This window comes from Allofustis seminis DSM 15817 (assembly GCF_000374325.1).
Taxonomy (GTDB): Bacteria; Bacillota; Bacilli; order Lactobacillales; family Carnobacteriaceae_A; genus Allofustis; species Allofustis seminis.
Window position 1 is genome coordinate 34,314 of record NZ_KB894085.1, and the last position, 21,128, is coordinate 55,441.

Sequence of the window (21,128 nt, forward strand, 5' to 3'; positions counted from 1 at the left end):
CATATTGGAGTGATTATACAAGATGAACAAGGAAGTAACGGCGTTTGCCGCGGCGAATGAGCACAAAACGCTGATCATAGCTGTCCTTATCATTTACTTCATAATCAAGGTCTGTAATACGTTCGCCCTTGATATAAATGGCACCATTTTGGATATCTTCGCGTGCCTGACGACGGGACGGAACGACTTTTGCTTCATCGACTAGGAAGTCAATGATAGGATAACTGCCTTTTTTCACATTCGTGTTTGGAACATCTTTGAAGCTTGCTTCAATTTGATCTGCTTTTAATTGTTGGACATTGCCTGAAAAGAGTGCTTCACTAATAGTAATGGCCTCATCTAGTGCTTCTTGGCCATGTACGAAGCGTGTCATTTCTTCAGCAAGGACCTTTTGTGCAAGACGTTTATGAGGTTCATTCTGGACTACTTCTGCTAAACGGTCAATTTCTTCTTCCGTTAAGAAAGTGAAATATTTTAAATATTTTACTACATCGCGGTCATCTTGGTTGAACCAGAATTGATAGAATTCATAAGGGGTTGTTTTTTGGGGATCTAACCAGACTGCACCGCCTGCTGTTTTACCGAATTTTGTACCGTCCGCTTTTAAAAGAAGGGGAATGGTTAGGCCATAAGCTTCTGCTTCAACGCCTTCTTTACGGCGGATGAGATCAAGGCCGGCTGTGATATTTCCCCATTGATCGGCTCCACCAATTTGTAGCTGAACATCTTCATGTTTGAACAAATGTAAGAAATCAATGGATTGAATGATCTGATAGCTGAATTCTGTAAAAGAAATGCCGGTATCTAATCGGCTAGCTACGACATCTTTAGAGAGCATAACATTTACGCTGAATTCTTTTCCAAAATCACGTAAGAATTCAAGCAGTGTCATTGGCATTAGCCAGTCTTTATTGTTGGCGAGATGAATGCCACTTTGTGCTTGTCCTGCTTTAAATAGTTTTTTCATTTGCAAGCTTAATTTTTCAGCATTAGCATCTACTTTTTCCATTGTTTGTAATTCACGTTCGCTATTTCGTCCGCTCGGGTCGCCGATTGAACCCGTTCCTCCGCCGATTACGACATATGGGCGATGTCCTGCCATTTGGAATCTTTTTAAGATAATGAAAGGAATCAAGTGTCCAATGTGCATACTGTCGCCTGTAGGGTCAATGCCGCAATAAAGTCCAACGCTTTTTTCTTCTAGTAATTGGCGTAATCCTTCTTCATCTGTCTGTTGATTAATAGCGCCGCGCCATTTCAATTCTTCAATAATTCCCATTATATTCCCTCCATTTGAATAAAAAATATCAATAAAAAAACCGCCAGAAAAATTTCTGCCGGGACGATCATATCGTGGTACCACCCAGATTCAGACGATCATTGACCGCTGCACTCTGTACTCGTAACGTGAGTAACGTTCGCATCTGTTAGAAAGTGTAATTCAACGGTAACCTTATACTGACTTGCACCGCCCGTCAGCTCTCTAAAATAGCGGGTTACCTTCTACTGTGCTTTCTTGCGAAAGATATGAAATTGTTAAATATTTATTATTACACTAAATTGTTGTTTTCAGTGTAAACTATTCATGTGGTTGTGTCAATGCAAATGTAGCGTGCAGATGGTGGAAGTTTTTAGAGGGTTTTATAAAAAATATAATGAAAAATCTGCGGAATCATACAGACAACTAAAATTATGCTATACTATAAAAGTATATATGAAGAGAATAAGGAAGAGATCAATGACAAATAAAAAGACATTTTATATTACGACCCCCATTTATTATCCAAGTGGAAAATTACATATTGGGAATGCATATACAACCGTTGTGTGTGATGTGTTGGCACGCTATCATCGCTTGTTAGGTGAAGATGTATTTTATTTAACAGGTACAGATGAGCATGGTCAGAAAATTCAAGACAAAGCACAAGAATTAGGTCTTGAGCCACAAGAATATGTCGACCATATGGCAAAAGAAATTAAAGCGCTGTGGGACGTTCTAGATATTTCTTATGATTATTTTATTCGAACAACTGATCAGCAGCATGAAAAAATGGTTGCCAAAATTTTTCAAAAGTTGCTCGATCAAGGAGATATCTACCTTGGCGAATATGCGGGATGGTATTCCATTTCAGATGAAGAATTTTTTACTGAATCGCAATTGACGGAAGTGTTCCGCGATGCACAAGGAAAAGTTATAGGCGGAATTGCTCCAAGTGGTCATCATGTGGAATGGGTTAAAGAAGAGTCATACTTTTTTAAAATGAGTAAGTATGCGGATCGTCTCGTTGAATATTATGAAACGCATCCGGACTTTTTGCTACCAGAACATCGCAAAACTGAAATGATCAATAACTTTATCAAACCAGGACTGGAAGATTTAGCAGTAACACGCACGACTTTTGATTGGGGCGTTAAAGTGCCAAATGATCCGAAGCATGTTATTTATGTGTGGATTGATGCACTAACAAACTATATTACAGCTTTAGGTTATGATCCAGATCTGGGCGATTTTGAGCATCAGCCTGAACTATTCCAAAAATTTTGGCCAGCAAATGTTCATATGTTGGCAAAAGAAATCGTGCGTTTCCATTCTATTTATTGGCCAATCTTATTGATGGCACTTGATTTGCCTTTGCCAAAGACGGTATTCGGGCATGGATGGTTAGTAATGAAAGATGGCAAAATGTCCAAATCAAAAGGCAACGTAGTCTATCCAACAGATCTAATTGATGCTTATGGCATTGATGCTTATCGCTATTACTTTTTACGTGAAATAAATTTTGGAAATGATGGTGTCTTTACGCCAGAAGATTATGTGGGTCGCATGAATTCAGACCTAGCTAATGATTTAGGGAACTTGCTAAATCGTACAGTTGCAATGATTAATAAATATTTTGATGGTGAGGTGCCAGCCTATTCAAAAGCCGATCGTCCAATCGAAATAGCACATCAAAAAGCGGCAACAGAAGCAATTGCAACTTATGAAAAAGAAATGAATCGAATGAATTTCAGTAAAGCTTTGCAGGCGATTTGGCATTTTGTAGGACTGACGAATAAATTTATTGATGAGACGACACCATGGACCTTAGCAAAAGATGCAAGTAAGCGCGAAGAATTAGGCGATGTGATGGCGTATTTAGTCGAAAGCTTGCGTGTCGTGGCGGTGCTGATTCAACCTATTTTATTGCATGCACCATTTGAAATAATTCAGCAATTAGGACTTGATCAGCAAGCGCTCGCGTGGGAAGGCCGCCATTTTGGTCAATTTATTTCTGGACAACATGTTGTGGCAAGGGGTGAACCTATTTTCCCACGATTGGATGCTGCAGTAGAGATTGCTCGCATTAAAGAAATGATGAATCATAGCATGAATCAAGGACCTGAAGAAGAGCAAGAATGGAATCCAGAAAAGGTTAAACTCTTACTTGAAAAACCTGAGATCTCTTATGAAGTATTTGATCAATTAGAACTTAAAGTGGCAGAAATTATCACATGCGAAAAATTAAAAAAAGCCGATCGTCTATTGAAATTCCGCGTAGATGCAGGAGATGAAGGCGGACACCGTCAAATTGTTTCAGGGATTGCGGAATTTTATCCAGATCCTGAAACACTAGTGGGTGAAAAAGTCGTCATCGTGTCGAATTTAAAATCGATGAAAATGCGTGGCGAAATTAGCCAAGGGATGATTTTATCGGCAGAAGATGATAAAGGGTGCTTAAAAGTTATTAAAGCACCGAAAGATATGCCAAATGGCGCATTGATTTCATAAATGTGAAAAGGGCAAGACACCTTGCCCTTTTCTTGTGATTATTTTTAGAGGAGGGGCGCTATGCATCTTATTGATACACATACGCATTTGAATGTGGAAGAATTTTTTGGAAAAGAAGAAGAGATGGTTGACAGAGCCTATCAATTGGGTGTAAAAGAATTGGTTGTCGTAGGCTTTGATGAACCGACAATCGAAAAAGCTATCGAACTTGCTAACCGCTTTGATAATATCTATTTGGCACTAGGTTGGCATCCAACAGAAGCACATGATTATAATGCGGCAATTGAAGAGAAATTACTAAAATGGTTACAGCATGAAAAAGTGGTAGCAGTCGGTGAGACGGGGTTGGATTACCATTGGACGCCCGAAACAAAAGAAAGACAAGAGGAAGTTTTTCGTCGTCATATTCAAATAGCAAAACAATTGAATTTGCCTTTTACAGTGCATAATCGCGAGAGTACAGAAGATGTGTATCGTATTATTCAATCCGAAGGGGTCGGAGCGGCAGGAGGTATTATGCATTCGTTCAACTTAGATCGTGAATGGTTGGAGAAATTTTTGGAGCTGGGGATGCATATTTCTTATAGTGGTGTCGTTACTTTTAAAAATGCACCTGAAGTCAAAGCTTCTGCCAAAGCAACGCCGCTTGAACGATTATTAGTAGAAACAGATGCACCTTACCTTAGTCCAGAACCATATCGTGGGCGACGAAATGAACCTTCTTATACATATTATGTGGCGGAAGAGATTGCCAAGTTAAAAGGTATGTCGTTGGAAGAGTTTGCCCAAGCAACAACGCAAACGGCTAAAAAAATTATGAAAATAGGAAGAAAATAGTGAAAAAAAGAAGAATAAAAGAAATTATCGTTGTAGAAGGTGTCAATGATACCAAAAATCTAAAACACTTTTTAGATGTAGATACGATCGAAACAAATGGTTCAGCTATCAGTAAAGAAACAATTGCATTAATTAAAAAGGCACAACAATATCGTGGAGTAATTGTACTAACTGACCCAGATTTTCCTGGTGAAAGCATTAGAAAAATTATCATGCATCATGTTCCTGACGCGATGCATGCTTTTATTCCACAAAGTGATGCACTTCCTCAGAATAAAGGAAGCGTTGGAGTAGAACATGCTGGAGAAGATGCCATTATGCATGCTTTACATCATAAGTATCAGCCAGAATGGGTCAAAGATAATAAGATTAGTCTGTCATTTTTAAGAAAGATGCACTTAATGGATCATCCACATGCCCAAAAAAATCGCGACCGACTATCTGAAAGCCTGCATATTGGTCATGTGAATGCCAAGCAACTAAAAAAAAGATTGGAAATGTTTGATATTAGTGAAGAACAAGTAGAAGAAATTATGACGCAAATAAAGCAAGGGGAAAAAGATGAATGATATTGTAACACCTGCTCGCACTAAAGAAATTTTAAAACAATTTAATTTGACGGCTAAAAAAAGTCTTGGACAGAATTTTATTATTGATCGCAATATCTTGTTGCAAATGGTCCACTCTGCAGCAATTGATCGTCAGACGACAGTTATTGAAGTGGGGCCAGGGATTGGTACATTGACGGAACAGCTTGCAAAAGTTGCAAAACGTGTCTTTGCTTTTGAAATTGATCAGCGCATGCTAGATGTTTTAGATACAACATTGAAATCATTTGATAATGTACAAGTTTTTCATCAAGATATTTTGCAAGTGGATTGGGAAGCATTTCAAGAAAAATATTTAATAGCAAATGAAAAAGTTGTCGTAATGGCGAATCTCCCTTATTATATTACGACCCCTATTTTGATGAATTTATTTAAAAGTTCATTACCTTTTTCTGAAATTGTCGTCATGATGCAAAAAGAAGTGGCTGCACGCTTACAAGCAAAACCGCATACAAAAGAATATGGTTCATTAACGATTGCTGTTCAAAGAAAGATGTCGGTTGATATATTGTTTGAAGTTCCGCCGACTGTTTTTATTCCGCAACCTAATGTATATTCCGCAGTTATCGGCTTCAAGCGAAAAGAAGTATATCCTGAAGTCTCAGATGAAGCCTTTTTTAGTCGATTGGTTCGAGCCTGTTTTGTGCATCGAAGAAAGACATTGTGGAATAATTTAAAATCTTTTTATCAAAATGATATCAAGTCAATGGAACAAGTCGCGTATGCCTTAGCGCAAGCTTCTATCGATCCTAAGCGCCGACCTGAAACTTTAACAATTGATGAATTCGTACAATTAAGCAATCTTCTTTCAACAGTTAATTAATATGTAAAAAATGCTTGACTAAAAAAAATGTGAGTGATACGATTTAAATCGTAATCGTTACGATTTAAGAAAATTATAGAAAGAAGAGTCGATATGAAGAAAAGATTAACACATTTATTTTTAGCATTTGCTGCGATTGTTTTAGTCGCATGTGGAAAGGGAACTACAAGTAAATCTGGTGATAAATTACACATCACTACTTCATTTTATCCAATGTATGAATTTACTCAAAAAGTTGCGGGAGATCGTGCCGATGTCTCTGTACTCGTTTCAGGAGGTGCTGGAGCTCATGGTTATGAGCCTAGCGCAAAAGATATTGCTCAATTAAGTGAAGCGGACATATTTATTTATAGTAGTGACCAGATGGAATTCTGGGCTGGAAGTATGTTAGAAACCGTTGAGAATGACCATCTAGTCGTTGTGAAAACTTCTGACAAAGAAGATATGTTAGCAGAAGCTACACATGACCATGAAGATGAAGGTCATGATCATGATGACCATGAAGAACATCACCATGACCATGAAGATGAAGATGAAGATCATGATCATGATGACCATGAAGAACACCATCATGACCATGAAGATGAAGATCATGACCACGATGATCATGATCATGGAGAACATGACCATCATCATGACCATGGCGGAGTGGATCCACACAACTGGCTCGATCCTCAAGAAGTTATACGTCAAGTTGATGTGATTAAAGAAGCATTAATTGAAGCCGATCCTGAAGGAAAAGAAGTGTATGAAAAAAATGCAGAGGCCTTTAAAAAAGAGCTTGAAGCATTGGACCATGAATATGAAGAAGCATTTCATGAAGCAAAAGCACGTGTATTTGTTGTTCAACATAAAGCATTTGGATATTTAGCACATCGTTATCATTTGGAACAAGTTGCTGCTAGTGGCGTTAACACTGAAGCAGAACCAACTCCTCAAGCGCTTGCTGAATTAAATGAAGTGGTCAAAGAAACGCAAGTCCCAGTTATTTATTATCAAAGTGGTGCTAATTCAAAAATTGCAGAAACAATTTCTGCAGAGACAGGAACGAAAATTGCTGTCTTATATGACTTAGAGCGAGCACCTAAAGATGTTGAAGGGGCTAAAGATGATATGAGTTATGTAGAAGCCATGCGCTTTAATCTTGAACAACTCAAAAAAAGTATTAAATAAATTGTATCAATCAAAGGAGATTAGCCATGCATTACATTCAAGTAAATGATCTGAGCTTTCACTACGGTGAAGAAGCCGTTTTAGATGATATTTCATTTTGCATAGATCCTGGAGAGTTTGTAATGCTTACAGGTGAAAATGGCGCCGCCAAAACAACACTTTTACGCAATGTTTTAGGACTTTTGACGCCGACAACAGGTCATGTAACAATTTCTGATAAAAATTATAAAGGTAAAAAAATCTCTATTGGTTATGTGCCACAACAAGTTGCAGCTTTTAATGCAGGATTTCCAACAACAGTATTAGAACTTGTTCAAAGTGGACGTTATCCTAAAGGGCGTTGGTTCAAACGTCTTGATGAGCGAGATCACGAACATGTCCAACGTGCCTTAAAATCAGTAGGCATGTGGGAAAGTCGTCATAAAAAAATCGGCGAACTTTCAGGCGGTCAAAAACAACGCATCTCATTAGCGCGTGTCTTTGCGACTGATCCAGATTTATTTATTTTAGATGAACCAACAACTGGAATGGATGAAGAAAGTCGTCAAAAATTTTATACATTGCTCAAGCATAACACTGAAGTCCATCATAAGGCGGTACTTATGGTCACTCATGAATCATATGAATTGAGACCTTATGCGGACAAACATATTCACCTGGTACGGAAGGAGGACTCGCCATGGAGATGTTTTTCTATGGATTTATGCAACGCGCCATCCAAGCGTCAGTCTTAATTTCTCTAGTGGCACCTATTTTAGGTCTTTTTCTCATCCTTCGCCGTCAGTCATTGCTAGCGGATACACTCTCTCATGTTTCATTAACGGGTGTGGCGCTTGGCATGATGCTGAATGTGAATCCGACATGGACGAATTTGCTCGTTGTGATATTAATTTCTCTCTTATTGGAGTGGATTCGAAATGTTTACCATTCTTATTCAGAAATTTCGATTGCGGTCTTAATGTCAGGAGGGATGGCGTTTGCCCTATTTATCATGGGAATGAATGATTCCATGACGGCTGATTTGAATACATTTCTTTTTGGATCAATTGTTACAATTAGTCCGCTACAAGTGAAATTTTTATATGTGCTGACGATTGGAATCGTGCTCTGCTATATTATATTTAAGCGTCCGATGTATGTGTTGACATTCGATGAAGAGACTGCTCATACAACAGGCTTGCCTGTTCGTCTGATGTCCATATTGTTCAATATTATTACGGGAATTACGATAGCTATCATTATGCCCATTGTAGGGTCATTATTAGTGAGTGCTATCTTAATATTGCCAGCAGCCATTGCTATGCGACTGTCCAAAAGTTTTAATGGCGTTATTCTTTTTGCGATGGGAATAGCCCTTATTGGGATGCTAGGCGGTCTTTATATTTCTTATGATCTTGGAACACCAAGTGGTGCAACGATTGTATTGTTGTTACTTAGTGTGTTTGCCATTGTTTTGATTGGTGAAAAAATAAATCAATTTCTAATTGAACATAATCGCGCTAATGATTAAGCTAAAAGTGCCTCTTTTTTTAGGGGTGCTTTTATTTTTTTATCTGGAAATGACAAATGCTGAAAAATTCGGTATGATGGTAACAAGACAAATAGATTTCAATAGAAAAAGTGATAGTATGAAAGTGAAAAGAAGCGAAAGGCTTGTGGAGATGACCATTGAATTTATTCAACATCCTCATAAAATTTTTCCATTAGATTATTTTACAGATCGATTCAATGCAGCAAAATCGAGCATCAGCGAAGATTTGAATATTGTAAAAGGTACCTTTGCCCGAAGACATCTCGGAGAGATTATTACCTATTCTGGTGCACGTGGGGGCGTTCAATTTATTCCGGTCATTTCTAAAAGTCAAGTAGCAGATTATGTAAGACAGTTACAAGATGCGTTGCATCAATCAGAACGGCTATTACCTGGCGGTTATATTTATACTTCGGATATTTTGAGTCAACCAGAGTGGTTGAAAAAAATTGGTAAGTTAATTGCTTCGCGATATTCGCGAAATGATATTGATGCAATATTGACTATTGCAACAAAAGGAATTCCAATTGCTCAAAGTGTAGCAGAAGAATTGGGTGTGCCATTTGTAATTGTTCGAAAAGCTTCAAAAGTTACGGAAGGGTCGACAGTGGGCATTAATTATGTGCCATATTCTTCTGCAGACGTTATGGAACGAATGGAATTGTCAACGCGCAGCTTGCACCCTCAAACAAGCGTATTAATTATTGATGACTTTTTACGTGGTGGTGGAACTGTTAATGGGCTTACAATGGTCGCCAATGAATTTCAATGTCATGTTGTAGACACTGTAGTATTCATTGAGAATATGCGGCTGGATGAACCGATCAAAGTTCTTTACCATTCGTTATTCAGAATAGAATCTGTCAATAGTGAAACGAAAAAAATCCAAGTGAAAAGTGGCAATTTTTTTGCTGAGGATTTATCATTTTAAAAGTAGACATCAATAGATGAAGGAGACAAGAGATGAAGAGATTTGCAATAGTATTAGCAGCTGGTCAAGGCACACGTATGAAATCAAAATTATATAAAGTAATGCATCCCGTTCTAGGAAAACCAATGGTCGATTATGTCGTTGATGCTGCCAGAGATGCAGGGATGGATGAAGTCATTACTGTTACAGGAATGGGGGCAGAACTTGTAGAAGAACATTTAGGTGCGAAGTGCCAATTTGTTTTTCAACGTGAGCAACTAGGAACAGCACATGCAACGCAACAGGCAGAATCCATTATAGGAGACTTAGAAGGGACAACGGTTGTACTTGCAGGCGACACACCGCTGATTCAAGCGGATACCTTAAAAAAATTAATTCAATATCATGAAAATAATCAAGCAAAAGCGACCATTCTTACAGCAATTGCACCAGATCCTACTAATTATGGTCGAATTGTTCGTGCTGCAGATAATTCTGTCCTAAAAATTGTCGAAGAAAAAGATGCATCAAGTGCAGAAAAGCAAATTAAAGAAATTAATACTGGAACATATTGCTTTGATAATCGATTGTTATTTGAAAAGTTGCAACAAGTAGGTAATGACAATGCTCAGGGAGAATATTATTTGCCTGACGTCATTGAAATTCTACAATCTGAAGATGAATTAATTGCCGCTTATACATTAAAAGATTTCGATGAAGCGCTAGGCGTGAATAATCGCGTAGCACTCTCTCAAGCGAACCAGTTAATGCGTGATCGGATTAATAAAGCACATATGGAAAATGGTGTAAGTTTTGTCGATCCAGCGAATGCTTATGTTGAAGCAACTGTTGAAATTGGTCCAGATACAACAATTGAACCAGGAGTTTCTTTAAAAGGAGATACTAAAATTGGCGCTAATGTTTTCATTGGAGCAGGCACTGAGATTATTGACAGTCAGATTGAAGATGATGCTGAAATTAAACAGTCTGTCATTGAAAAAAGTACAGTTGGTCCGAAAGTTACGGTAGGTCCATTTGCTCATTTGCGTCCACAAAGCCATTTACTGGAAGGAGCACATGTTGGCAACTTTGTAGAAATTAAAAATGCAACATTAGGCAAATTTTCAAAAGCAGGTCACCATTCCTATGTGGGTGATGCTGAAGTTGGCGAGCATGTCAATATTGGTAGTGGTGTAATCTTCTGCAATTATGATGGAGTAAATAAACATCGTAGTCATATTGGTGATTATACATTTATTGGAAGTAACTCCAATATTGTAGCACCTGTTAATGTTGAAGCAGAAGCTTATATTGCGGCTGGTTCTACGATTTATCAAGATGTCCCTTCAAAAGCATTAGCAATTGCTCGTGCCCGTCAAGTGAATAAAGAAGGTTATGCTACTAAATTGCCGAATTTAAATCATGATTAATTTTAAAAGCTTATCGTTAACGATAAGCTTTTTTCATATGCTTTAAAATCCGAAAGTTTTTATTTTCATTCATTTTTTTGTGCGAAATAAATGGGATTAACTTGAGAAAGTATAAAATTTTTCATAAAATAAAGAAAGAATACAATTAAATAAATGGAGGGCGTACAAATGTCAGAATCGACAAAATGTCGGAAATTAAAATTAATGGCGTTAAGCTCCAACTTGCCATTAGCACGTCGAATTGCAGCATCGATGGGAATTGAGCTGGGTAAAGTAAAAGTGAAACGATTTGCAGATGGGGAGATTTCGATTAACATTGAAGATAGTGTGCGTGGAGATGATGTCTATATCATCCAATCAACATCCTATCCAACGAATGAACGTTTAATGGAATTGCTCATAATGATTGATGCATTGAATCGTGCAAGTGCAGGATCCATTAATGTTGTAATGCCATATTATGGATATGCACGCCAAGATCGCAAAGCACAATCACGTGAACCTATTACGGCAAAACTTGTGGCCAATATGTTAACAGTCGCTGGGGCTGACCGTATTATTGCCTTAGACTTGCATGCTGCACAAATTCAGGGATTTTTCGATATTCCAGTCGATCACTTGCTAGGTGCGCCGCTACTTGCGAGTTGGTTTTTGGATCGCGGTCTTCAAGGAGACAAAGTGGTCGTTGTCTCACCAGATCATGGTGGTGTAACTCGTGCTCGCCGTTTAGCTGAATTCTTAGGTGCGTCAATTGCAATAATTGACAAAAGACGCCCAGAACCTAATGTAGCAGAAGTCATGAATATTATCGGTCGCGTCAAAGGGAAAACCTGTGTGCTAATTGATGACATGATCGATACGGCAGGAACGATTACAATTGCTGCAGATGCCTTGATGGAACATGGAGCAAAAGAAGTCTATGCTTCAGGAACACATGCGGTATTTTCAGGAAAAGCAGTTGAGCGTATTCAAAAATCGTCAATTAAAGCGATGCTCGTAACAGACTCTATTTATTTGCCAGAGCATAAACGAATTGATAAGATTGAACTTATTAGTGTCAGTGAATTAATCGGTGATGCTATTACACGTGTCCATAATGATGAATCAGTTTCTCCATTATTTTTCAATAAATTCAAAAATAAATCAGATTATACATTTGATTAATCATTTAACATATAAGCAACTCCTTACCATGTGATGGTAGGGAGTTTTTTTAGAAGTTATAACCATTTACTTTTATGAGAATGTTTCATATGATTAGGTTATGCATAAAAATTAAAATTAAATGTGAAACGAGGAAATGCTATGGAGAAAATGACGAATGAAACACTTTACAACTTAAAAAATGTCTCGCAACCTTTATCAGCAGGGAATTTTATTTTTTATTTAGAAACGCAAATGAATAAAAATAAAAATGAATATGAAACAACATTATGGGGAAGCGATAAAAAAACGCAACAACGTGTTAAATTTGGAACAGATAGCAAAAAATATGCAGCATTAAAAGTAATGCCCAATCAAAAACAACTCTCATTTTTAGCACTTGATGAAGAAACAAATAAAATGCAAGTATTCACCCAACCATTAAGTGGGGGAAGTGCAGCACCTTATACAAATGAAAAAGGTGGCGTGACACAATATTTCTGGACGAAAGAAAATGAACTCATTTACCAGACAACTGTACCTGAACCAGAAAAAGATGAGTCAGAAAAAGACTGGCCAACTGCTACGCACAACGAGAAAATGGTGCATAAAATTGATGGTGGAACATTCTTAAAAGAAAAACAAACAATCTCCATTAAGAAACTGTCAGCACCTTGTGAAGAAGCAGCAGTAGTACTTGAAACAAGTGAAGATTACCAATTCATTGAAATGAGCGCTGCGGGAGATATTTTATATTTAGCAGGTCCTAAAAATTTAGAAGATGAATGGGAATATGGGACACGATTATATATTTTCAAAATGGGTAGTGATGGAATGCTACCATTAACTGAAGATTTACCAGAAGGTATCTTTTTTGATATGTCAAAAAGTCCAAATGAAAAATATCAAGTAGTCATTGGCAATGATTTTGCTTATCATTTTGTAACGCAAAATGAAGTCTATCTTCTGACCGATTCTAAAACATTGATTCCTTTGACTGCAGAATTGGATGCGGATTTAGGCGATAGTATTGTCGGAGATTTCCAACAAAATCTTTCCTCGCCAATTATTCAGTGGCAAGATGATGAACATTTCTTCTTTTCGACAACAGAGCAAGGAACAATCAAAATCTATATGGCAGATTTAGAAGGAAATATCGAATTAGTACTAGACTGCGGACTTCATATTACGGATTGGAATGTCGCTGCGGATGAAAATAAAATTTATCTCACTTACTCTACACCGATTATCCCAAGTCGCTTAGCATTTTATGATTTAACCACAAAAGAATGGTCAGATTTATATGATCCAAATGAAGAAGTGCTTCAAAATATGCCATTGAGCGATCCAGAAGATTTTATATTTGAAGGAGCACGTCAATGGAAAATTCAAGGATGGTATGTTGCGCCGATAGAAAAAGTAAGTCAACATCCCGCTATTTTATATATCCATGGAGGACCACAAGTATGTTATGGGGAAACTTTCTTCCATGAAATGCAGGCCTTGGCAAGTGAAGGCTATGGCGTGATTATGATTAATCCGCGCGGTGGAAGTAGCTATGGTCAGTCTTTTGTTTCAGCTATTTTGGGCGATTATGGCAATGAAGATTATCAAGATCTCATGCGAGGAGTAGATGCCATACTTGAGGCACATCCTGAAATTGATACCGACCATGTCTATGTAACAGGTGGAAGTTATGGTGGCTTTATGACCAACTGGATTGTAACACATACAGACCGTTTTAAAGCAGCGGTTACACAGCGCAGTATTAGTAACTGGATTAGTTTCTATGGTACAAGTGATGTTGGTCCGCATTTTGTGGAACATCAGCTGCTTGAAGATCTGACGGGTCTTGATAAGCTATGGGCAATGTCGCCTTTAGCCCATCAAGAAAATATGACAACGCCTCTTCTAGTCATTCATAGTCAAAATGATTTACGCTGCCCATTAGAGCAAGGCGAGCAAATGTATCGTGCTGCTTTAAAACAAGGTGTCAAAACTAAATTGATGACTTTCCCAAGTTCAAGTCATGGCCTTTCACGTGAAGGTATTCCAAATCTAAGACAAGAACGCTTGCAAGCGATTGTACAGTGGTTCAAAGATCACCAATAAAATAGTCATGAAAAAGCAGGAGCTAAGTGTCTCAATCGATAGATAACATTAGAAAATAATCGATAAGACATATTTGCTCCTTCTTTTTATTTGCCTACTAGATAGGATATTATCAAACGATTATATGAATTGTTTTAACAAAAAAACTGTGCTATGATTGGAAACGAAGATTAAGTTTTACTTAATTTATTATTGCCATGAGGAGGGGAATTATGAATTATAAAAAGATCATGACATTGGCTGCAGTATCAATCTTTGCATTATCCGCTTGTGGAAAGAATGACAAAAAAGATGACGCAACAGACAAATTAATGGATCAAGCTGAAAATGCTGAAAAAGTAACGCCAGATACTGGCCTTACATTAGTGGGAGGCAAATGGACACCAGATGGTTATATTTTTGGTGGACCTGAAAAAGTGAAAATTACAGGTCAAGTTCTCTCAGACGGTGAATTTTCAGTCTATCTTTTAGATGATGAAGGAAAGATCCTACAAAAAGTAGCAGAACCTGAGTTTGCTTTCGAAGTTGATGCACCATCTGATGGCGCAACTAACAAATATGTTGTGGGTGTAAGCAAAGATGATCTAGGTGCTGAAGGTGATAAAGTCGATGACGTTGAAAAATTCGGACGTTATGAACATGTTACCACCGAGAAAGTTGAGCAAGCACCAGAAGCTGAATAATATATAAAAGTGCTTAGGCAAAATGGAACCATGAGTGGGGTCTATTTTGCCTAAGCTTTTTTGTGTTTATATATGCTATATTTTCTATGCTATACTAATGAAGTAGAAACAATAATTAGGAGTCGATTAAGATGAAATTAATCATCGGTTTAGGAAATCCTGGCAGAAAATATGATAAAACTAAACATAATGTTGGATTTATGGTAATAGACGAATTGACACGTCGCTACCCCGAAGCGAAAATTCAAGGAGCCAAATTTCACTCCATGTATGGTACGATGCAGTGGCAAAATGAGACAATTCTCTTTATTGAGCCGACAACATTTATGAATTTGTCAGGGGAGTCTGTCAAGCAGTGGTGCAACTTTTATAAATTAAATCCAGAAAATATCTTTGTCATTCATGATGATATGGACCTACCTGTTGGAAAAATTCGCATACGCAAACAAGGTGGACATGGTGGTCATAATGGGTTACGAAATATTATTGATCACTTAAAAACGAATCATTTTATTCGTTTGAAAGTGGGCATCGGGCGCCCTTTTCCAGCACAATCTGTTACGCAACACGTTTTGAGCCCTTTTGGCAAAGCGCAGTTTCCACTGATCGAAGATGCCATAAAAGAAGCGGCACAGGCTTGTCAAGATTGGATTGAAGGCGATACGATTGAAGATGTGATGACACGTTATAATTAATGGATGAATTAAAGGAGGCAAAATAATATGCCGCTTGCTGATTATTTTGGTCAGCTGTTAGCCACAAAGAATATTCTAAAACCACTTCAGACCGATTTAGAAAGTTCGCAACTTATTACAGGGTTAGAACGAACTGCTCGGTCTCTTTTGCTTGCTGGAATTCAAAAAGAATTAAAGGGTAAAATGGTGTGGGTCGTTGCAGATTTGACCACTGCTCAAGCTTATCGAAATGAGTTACAAGAAATTTTAGCAGAAGACATGGTTTATCTTTATGCGGTGGAAGATATTTTTCATACGCAACTGGCGACTTCAAGTTCGGAAATGCTGCAAGAACGTTTAGAAGCTTTGCATTTTATACGAGAAGATCGTCCAGGAATTATTGTAACGACAGTTGCGGGTTTTTTAAAGCCGCTTATTCCCGCAACAGTTATGCAGAATAGCTGGCAATGTATCACTTTGGAAGATAAAGTAGATAGTGCTTCACTTATCGAAACTCTTACCACGATTGGATATCAGTGTGAACAAATTGTTGCTCGCCCAGGAGAATTCAGCGTGCGCGGGGGTATTATTGACATTTATCCAGTAATTAATGAATGGCCTATTCGTCTTGAACTTTTTGGAGATGAAATCGATTCGATGCGTGAATTCGATCCTCAAACGCAGCGGTCAATTCGTGACGTGGATTATATGGAATTGTCGCCTGCTACGGATTTTGTTATTACTCCAAAAGCCAAACATCATGCATTGGAACAGTTAAATGCCATACGAGAAAAAGAAACCATTGAATCCAAAAAAGAAATCACATCTCTCATGGAGCATATTGAAGCGGGCATTATAACTAAAATGATGTATGCTTTGCCAGAATTATTTTATGATCAATCTGAAAGCATCTTAGATTATCTGCCGATGCATACACCTATTATCTTTGATGAGTATACACATTTGATGACAAGAGTTGATGCTCTAAAAGAAGAAGTGAAGCAGTGGCAAGATGATGTAAAAGCAGAGTTGCCATTTTTAATAGATCATCACATGATACATTCTTTTAAGAAGTTATATCAAAAAGCTATGCCGCGTCTGTTGCTATCTTCAATGAAACGGGGCTTAACCCAACTGAAGTTCACACAGATTCATGATTATCATTATCGACAGATGCACCGCTTTTTTGGTCAGCTCTCTTTGATTAAAGAAGAATTGCAAAACTTCGAAAAAATGAAGTTCACAACGATTATTGCTGCAAATTCAAAACAAAGAGCCCAAGAGTTGCAAGAGATGCTAAAGAGTATTGGGTTTATGCAAGTAGCAATTCAAGAGAAAGAAATTGTGCCACAAATGCTTCAAATTGTTGTTGCTTCATTGCAAAGTGGTTATGAATGGCTAGATGAAAAGTTTGCGCTCCTTACGGAAGCAGATTTATTTAATCAGATGAAAAGAAAAATTCCGCGATCACCGCAAATCGACCATGCGGAACGTATTAAGGCGCATAATGAGTTGAATCCAGGTGATTATGTGGTACATATTCATCATGGCATTGGAAAATATCTAGGAATTCAAACGATGGAAGTGCGCGGAATTAAACAAGATTATCTTACGATTTTATATCAGAATCATGATAAGTTATATGTGCCTGTTTCACAGCTACAACTTGTCCAAAAATATGTGTCGTCAGAAGGTGCCTCACCTAAGATTCATAAATTAGGGGGAACGCGCTGGGCAAAGACAAAAGCATCAGTATCGAAACAAGTAGAAGATATTGCGGATGAGTTGATTGATTTATATGCGGAGCGACAAGCAAAAGTAGGATATGCCTTTTCTCCGACAGATGCCTATTATCATGAATTTGAAGAAGCATTTCCTTATGTAGAGACCCCTGACCAACTGCGTTCAATTGAAGAAGTCAACAAAGATCTAGAAAAAATCCAACCGATGGACCGCCTACTTGTGGGTGATGTCGGCTATGGCAAGACAGAAGTTGCAGTGCGTGCTGCATTTCGTACGGTTCAAGAAGGCAAACAAGTTGCCTTTTTAGTGCCAACAACTGTACTTGCACAGCAACATTATAATTCCTTTGTCGAACGCTTTATTGACTTTCCAGTTCGTATCGGTCTATTGAGTCGCTTTTTAACGCCGAAAGAAACTCAACAAACATTGCATGATCTAAAAAAAGGGCGTATAGATATTGTGATTGGTACGCACCGGCTATTATCGTCAGATGTTCAATTTCATGATTTAGGTTTAGTTGTTGTCGATGAAGAGCAGCGATTTGGTGTGAAGCACAAAGAAAAATTGAAAGCATTAAAAGCACAAGTCGATGTCCTAACATTGACCGCAACACCTATTCCGCGTACTTTACATATGTCAATTGTGGGAGCTCGCGATTTATCAATAATTGAAACCCCACCTGCTAATCGCTATCCCGTTCAAACCTATGTTACGGCGATAGATCCTATGATTATTCGCGATGCCATTCAAAAGGAAATGTCGCGTGGAGGGCAAGTCTTTTATTTACATAATCGTGTTCAAAGCATGCCTTCGCGGGTCGCCTTTTTAGAGGAGTTAATTCCTGAGGCGCGAATTGCTTATGCGCATGGCCAAATGGCAGAGCATCAATTGGAAAAAGTTCTTTATGATTTTATTAATGGAGAGTATGACGTATTAGTAACGACGACTATTATCGAAACAGGAGTTGATATTCCTAATGTGAATACGCTACTAATTGAAGATGCTGATCGTCTTGGACTCTCACAACTTTATCAATTGCGAGGGCGTGTCGGTAGAAACTCACGTATTGCTTATGCCTATCTGATGTATCGTCCTGATCGAGTATTAACTGAAGAAAGTGAACAGCGCCTTAAAGCCATCCAAGATTTCACCGAATTGGGAAGTGGTTTTAAGATTGCGATGCGTGATTTATCCATTCGCGGTGCTGGGAACTTATTAGGCAAGCAGCAACATGGCTTCATTGATTCAGTAGGTTTTGATTTATATTCGCAAATGCTTGCGGAAGCAGTTGCTAAAAAACAAGGGAAACCAAAAGAAAAACGCTCCGAATTAGAAATTGACTTAGAAGTTGAAGCTTATCTTCCTGAAGATTATATAAGCGATAGCCGTCAAAAAATCGAAATTTATCAAAGGATTCGCTCAATTCGCGATGATGAGGAATATTTTGATTTACAAGATGAGCTGATTGATCGTTTTGGTGATTATCCTGAAGTTGTGGGTCAATTGCTTTTAGTAGGTTTACTAAAAAATTATGGTGAATTGGCGCTTGTTCAGCGCATCGTCCAAAAAAATCAGCAAATAAGTGTTGAATTCACAAAAGAGGGCGCACACTTACCTATCGAGATGATTTTTAAAGCATTAAAAGATATTCCATTGAAGACATCCATGGACATGAAAGAGAAATTAACGGTAGTCTTTCATATTGAATCGCATATGCCAGCCAGTGCATGGTTAGAATATTTAGTAGAATTCACAAAAAATATAGCAATATTCCATGAAAATAAAAATGGGAAATAAAGCTAGGAGAGCATGATGAATACATTATATATTATGGGACTAGGTCCAGGAGATTATTCACAACTTAGCCTAAAGGTACTAAAAAAAATTAAAGAAGCACCACATGTATATGTGCGCACTGCCGATCATCCAGCAGTGCAAATATTAAAAGGAAAAGATATCCCCATGACTTTCTTTGATGATTTTTATGAAGAAATGAATGAAGATTTTGAAAAAGTCTATGAAAAAATTGTCAAGTATTTACTTGAACAACTGAAAAAAGGCGATGTTTATTATGCAGTGCCTGGTCATCCATGTGTAGCTGAACGAACGGTTGCAATACTGCTGCATAAGATTCCAAATCAGGTGAATATTGTCGGCGGACAGAGTTTTTTGGATGATTTATTTCAAGCGATCAAGATTGATTCAGTTGAAGGTTTTCAATTGGTGGATGCTTTTACATTGGATTATCGTAAGATTACGCCACGCCAACATGTTGTCATTATGCAAGTGGCGCATAGTTTTATCGCAAGTCATGTCAAAATGGAATTGATGGAAATCTATCCAGATGATCATATGGTTTATTTTGTTGATAATGCAGGGACTTCGCTTGAAAAAGTGGAAAAAATTGCACTCTATGAGTTAGATTATTTCGATGATGTCAATAATTTAAGAAGCTTATATGTGCCACCCCTTACACGTGATCAAAATATGCGCGAAATGACCACTCTTTTAGAATGTATGGAAGACATTCATCATCCAGAACATGGGGATGCATGGATTTTGACGCAATCACAGAAAAAATTGCTAAGTTATTTGAAGCAAGAAGTGACTGAATATGAAAAAGCGCTTTTAGATGATAATCCAGAAAATGAAGTCGAAGAGTTGGGTGATATTTTAATGGTTTTGTTGCATTGTATGATGGCACTGAAAAAAGAAGAATATTATACGATTCAAGATGTCCTTGAAAAAATTAATCAAAAAGTACGTTTCCGCCATCCGCATATTTTTGATGGACTTGTTGCAAGAACACCAGAAGAAGTGGATCGCATTTGGCAGGAACGAAAACGTCAAGAAAAATAAGAAGGTGAAAAAGATGAGGGTGGATAAGTTTTTGAAAATTTCAAGAATTGTTAAAAGAAGACCTGTCGCTAAAGCGATGGGAGATGCTGGTCGCATTGAAATTAACAATCAAATCGCAAAAGCTAGTACACCAGTTGAAGTGGGCGATTATGTAACTATTTATTTTGGAAATAAAATTATGACAGTTCAGGTGGCTGATTTACGACAGACAACAAAGAAAATGGAAGCTGCGGAACTTTATCGGATCATTTCAGAAAAGAGTGTGGAAAACAATTAATTACAAAAAATGGTTGCATCGTCCAAATTCCTTGGTATAATGAGTATATAAGTGTATCAAGGAGGGAAAATGAATGAAAGACACACCAAAAGTTACCACACTTCATGAACAATACACTAAAGAAAAAACATTGGCAAATATTCGCGAACAAAAACGTGCTCGTTTCATTCATATGAGAAAAACCGCCATTATGGTTTTAGGTTGCTTGGCACTTTTATTTACGAGTTGGCCACTTGTTAAAAATCATCAAAAAACAGTGGAATATCGTCAACAATACAAAGAAAGCCAAGAGCAGCTTGCACAATTAAAAGAAGAAAAAGATAATTTAGAATATCAAGTTACTCTCCTTGAAAATGATGAATATGTAGCAAAATTGGCGCGCAGTGAATATCATCTAACTAAAGATAATGAAGTGGTCTTTAAATTGCCAAATAAATCAGAAGAATCTGAAGTAGAGCAGCAGAATAAAGAAGAAAAACAAGATGATGCAGCAGATGATACACAAGAATAATTTAAAAAAACATTTTCAAAAATCTTGACAAAGGTCAAGATTTTT

At 37.6% G+C, this 21,128-nt stretch carries 18 protein-coding genes and 1 other annotated feature; of the genes, 17 read left to right on the forward strand and 1 reads right to left on the reverse strand.

The features are described 5' to 3' along the window. Positions 1-13: 13 nt before the first annotated feature. Complete coding sequence (gene tyrS, locus C231_RS0106140) at positions 14-1,279, reverse strand: tyrosine--tRNA ligase (protein WP_018659753.1); 1,266 nt, start codon at positions 1,277-1,279, stop codon at positions 14-16. 56 nt (positions 1,280-1,335) lie between these two features. Continuing rightward, positions 1,336-1,529, reverse strand: a binding site (T-box leader). Between the two features lie 185 nt (positions 1,530-1,714). On the opposite strand from tyrS, the gene metG reads away from it, so the two are divergent. From metG to C231_RS08305, 17 genes are all read left to right on the forward strand, one after another. Further along, positions 1,715-3,769: a methionine--tRNA ligase gene (metG, locus tag C231_RS0106145; protein ID WP_281164023.1), complete on the forward strand. Its 2,055-nt coding sequence runs from the start codon at positions 1,715-1,717 to the stop codon at positions 3,767-3,769. A 60-nt stretch (positions 3,770-3,829) separates the two neighbouring features. Beyond that, positions 3,830-4,606, forward strand: coding sequence for a TatD family hydrolase (locus tag C231_RS0106150; protein ID WP_018659755.1), 777 nt, complete (start codon positions 3,830-3,832; stop codon positions 4,604-4,606). Further along, positions 4,606-5,175 (forward strand): ribonuclease M5, encoded by a 570-nt coding sequence (gene rnmV, locus C231_RS0106155; RefSeq protein ID WP_018659756.1) that lies wholly within the window; start codon positions 4,606-4,608, stop codon positions 5,173-5,175. Before C231_RS0106150 ends, rnmV begins: the two co-directional genes overlap by 1 nt. Beyond that, positions 5,168-6,037 carry a 16S rRNA (adenine(1518)-N(6)/adenine(1519)-N(6))-dimethyltransferase RsmA gene (gene rsmA / locus C231_RS0106160; protein ID WP_018659757.1) on the forward strand — a complete coding sequence of 290 codons (870 nt, stop codon included), beginning with the start codon at positions 5,168-5,170 and terminating at the stop codon, positions 6,035-6,037. The genes rnmV and rsmA overlap by 8 nt, the downstream gene beginning before the upstream one ends. Before the next feature lie 93 nt (positions 6,038-6,130). Then, positions 6,131-7,210 carry a metal ABC transporter solute-binding protein, Zn/Mn family gene (locus C231_RS0106165; protein ID WP_018659758.1) on the forward strand — a complete coding sequence of 360 codons (1,080 nt, stop codon included), beginning with the start codon at positions 6,131-6,133 and terminating at the stop codon, positions 7,208-7,210. 26 nt (positions 7,211-7,236) lie between these two features. Then, entirely contained in the window at positions 7,237-7,944 is a 708-nt protein-coding gene (locus tag C231_RS0106170) for a metal ABC transporter ATP-binding protein (protein WP_018659759.1), read from the forward strand. After that, positions 7,890-8,720 (forward strand): metal ABC transporter permease, encoded by an 831-nt coding sequence (locus C231_RS0106175; RefSeq protein WP_018659760.1) that lies wholly within the window; start codon positions 7,890-7,892, stop codon positions 8,718-8,720. Before C231_RS0106170 ends, C231_RS0106175 begins: the two co-directional genes overlap by 55 nt. Positions 8,721-8,838: 118 nt before the next feature. After that, a complete protein-coding gene (gene purR / locus C231_RS0106180) occupies positions 8,839-9,672 on the forward strand; it encodes a pur operon repressor (protein WP_026314388.1) in 834 nt (277 codons plus the stop codon). A 32-nt stretch (positions 9,673-9,704) separates the two neighbouring features. Continuing rightward, the gene (glmU, locus tag C231_RS0106185) at positions 9,705-11,081 is read left to right on the forward strand and encodes a bifunctional UDP-N-acetylglucosamine diphosphorylase/glucosamine-1-phosphate N-acetyltransferase GlmU (protein ID WP_018659762.1); all 1,377 of its coding nucleotides are present in this window, start codon (positions 9,705-9,707) and stop codon (positions 11,079-11,081) included. Between the two features lie 168 nt (positions 11,082-11,249). Then, positions 11,250-12,245 (forward strand): ribose-phosphate diphosphokinase, encoded by a 996-nt coding sequence (locus C231_RS0106190; protein ID WP_018659763.1) that lies wholly within the window; start codon positions 11,250-11,252, stop codon positions 12,243-12,245. A 141-nt stretch (positions 12,246-12,386) separates the two neighbouring features. Then, positions 12,387-14,336 (forward strand): alpha/beta hydrolase family protein, encoded by a 1,950-nt coding sequence (locus C231_RS0106195; protein ID WP_018659764.1) that lies wholly within the window; start codon positions 12,387-12,389, stop codon positions 14,334-14,336. Positions 14,337-14,548: 212 nt separating this feature from the next. Continuing rightward, positions 14,549-15,019 carry a hypothetical protein gene (locus C231_RS0106200; RefSeq protein ID WP_018659765.1) on the forward strand — a complete coding sequence of 157 codons (471 nt, stop codon included), beginning with the start codon at positions 14,549-14,551 and terminating at the stop codon, positions 15,017-15,019. A 131-nt stretch (positions 15,020-15,150) separates the two neighbouring features. Beyond that, complete coding sequence (gene pth, locus C231_RS0106205; protein ID WP_018659766.1) at positions 15,151-15,714, forward strand: aminoacyl-tRNA hydrolase; 564 nt, start codon at positions 15,151-15,153, stop codon at positions 15,712-15,714. 27 nt (positions 15,715-15,741) lie between these two features. Beyond that, positions 15,742-19,233: a transcription-repair coupling factor gene (mfd, locus tag C231_RS0106210; protein ID WP_018659767.1), complete on the forward strand. Its 3,492-nt coding sequence runs from the start codon at positions 15,742-15,744 to the stop codon at positions 19,231-19,233. 15 nt (positions 19,234-19,248) lie between these two features. Further along, positions 19,249-20,295 (forward strand): SAM-dependent methyltransferase, encoded by a 1,047-nt coding sequence (locus C231_RS0106215; RefSeq protein WP_018659768.1) that lies wholly within the window; start codon positions 19,249-19,251, stop codon positions 20,293-20,295. Positions 20,296-20,308: 13 nt separating this feature from the next. Next, positions 20,309-20,572 (forward strand): RNA-binding S4 domain-containing protein, encoded by a 264-nt coding sequence (locus tag C231_RS0106220; RefSeq protein WP_018659769.1) that lies wholly within the window; start codon positions 20,309-20,311, stop codon positions 20,570-20,572. A 73-nt stretch (positions 20,573-20,645) separates the two neighbouring features. Further along, entirely contained in the window at positions 20,646-21,083 is a 438-nt protein-coding gene (locus tag C231_RS08305) for an FtsB family cell division protein (protein WP_018659770.1), read from the forward strand. The last annotated feature ends 45 nt before the right edge of the window (positions 21,084-21,128 follow it).

What these genes read in the sequence shown, in the direction of transcription:
- tyrS (WP_018659753.1), bottom strand. Translation starts at nt 1,279, where the DNA reads ATGGGAATTATTGAAGAATTGAAATGGCGCGGCGCTATTAATCAACAG.
- metG (WP_281164023.1), top strand. Translation starts at nt 1,715, where the DNA reads ATGAAGAGAATAAGGAAGAGATCAATGACAAATAAAAAGACATTTTAT.
- C231_RS0106150 (WP_018659755.1), top strand. Translation starts at nt 3,830, where the DNA reads ATGCATCTTATTGATACACATACGCATTTGAATGTGGAAGAATTTTTT.
- rsmA (WP_018659757.1), top strand. Translation starts at nt 5,168, where the DNA reads ATGAATGATATTGTAACACCTGCTCGCACTAAAGAAATTTTAAAACAA.
- C231_RS0106165 (WP_018659758.1), top strand. Translation starts at nt 6,131, where the DNA reads ATGAAGAAAAGATTAACACATTTATTTTTAGCATTTGCTGCGATTGTT.
- C231_RS0106170 (WP_018659759.1), top strand. Translation starts at nt 7,237, where the DNA reads ATGCATTACATTCAAGTAAATGATCTGAGCTTTCACTACGGTGAAGAA.
- C231_RS0106175 (WP_018659760.1), top strand. Translation starts at nt 7,890, where the DNA reads ATGGAGATGTTTTTCTATGGATTTATGCAACGCGCCATCCAAGCGTCA.
- purR (WP_026314388.1), top strand. Translation starts at nt 8,839, where the DNA reads ATGAAAGTGAAAAGAAGCGAAAGGCTTGTGGAGATGACCATTGAATTT.
- glmU (WP_018659762.1), top strand. Translation starts at nt 9,705, where the DNA reads ATGAAGAGATTTGCAATAGTATTAGCAGCTGGTCAAGGCACACGTATG.
- C231_RS0106190 (WP_018659763.1), top strand. Translation starts at nt 11,250, where the DNA reads ATGTCAGAATCGACAAAATGTCGGAAATTAAAATTAATGGCGTTAAGC.
- C231_RS0106195 (WP_018659764.1), top strand. Translation starts at nt 12,387, where the DNA reads ATGGAGAAAATGACGAATGAAACACTTTACAACTTAAAAAATGTCTCG.
- C231_RS0106200 (WP_018659765.1), top strand. Translation starts at nt 14,549, where the DNA reads ATGAATTATAAAAAGATCATGACATTGGCTGCAGTATCAATCTTTGCA.
- pth (WP_018659766.1), top strand. Translation starts at nt 15,151, where the DNA reads ATGAAATTAATCATCGGTTTAGGAAATCCTGGCAGAAAATATGATAAA.
- mfd (WP_018659767.1), top strand. Translation starts at nt 15,742, where the DNA reads ATGCCGCTTGCTGATTATTTTGGTCAGCTGTTAGCCACAAAGAATATT.
- C231_RS0106215 (WP_018659768.1), top strand. Translation starts at nt 19,249, where the DNA reads ATGAATACATTATATATTATGGGACTAGGTCCAGGAGATTATTCACAA.
- C231_RS0106220 (WP_018659769.1), top strand. Translation starts at nt 20,309, where the DNA reads ATGAGGGTGGATAAGTTTTTGAAAATTTCAAGAATTGTTAAAAGAAGA.
- C231_RS08305 (WP_018659770.1), top strand. Translation starts at nt 20,646, where the DNA reads ATGAAAGACACACCAAAAGTTACCACACTTCATGAACAATACACTAAA.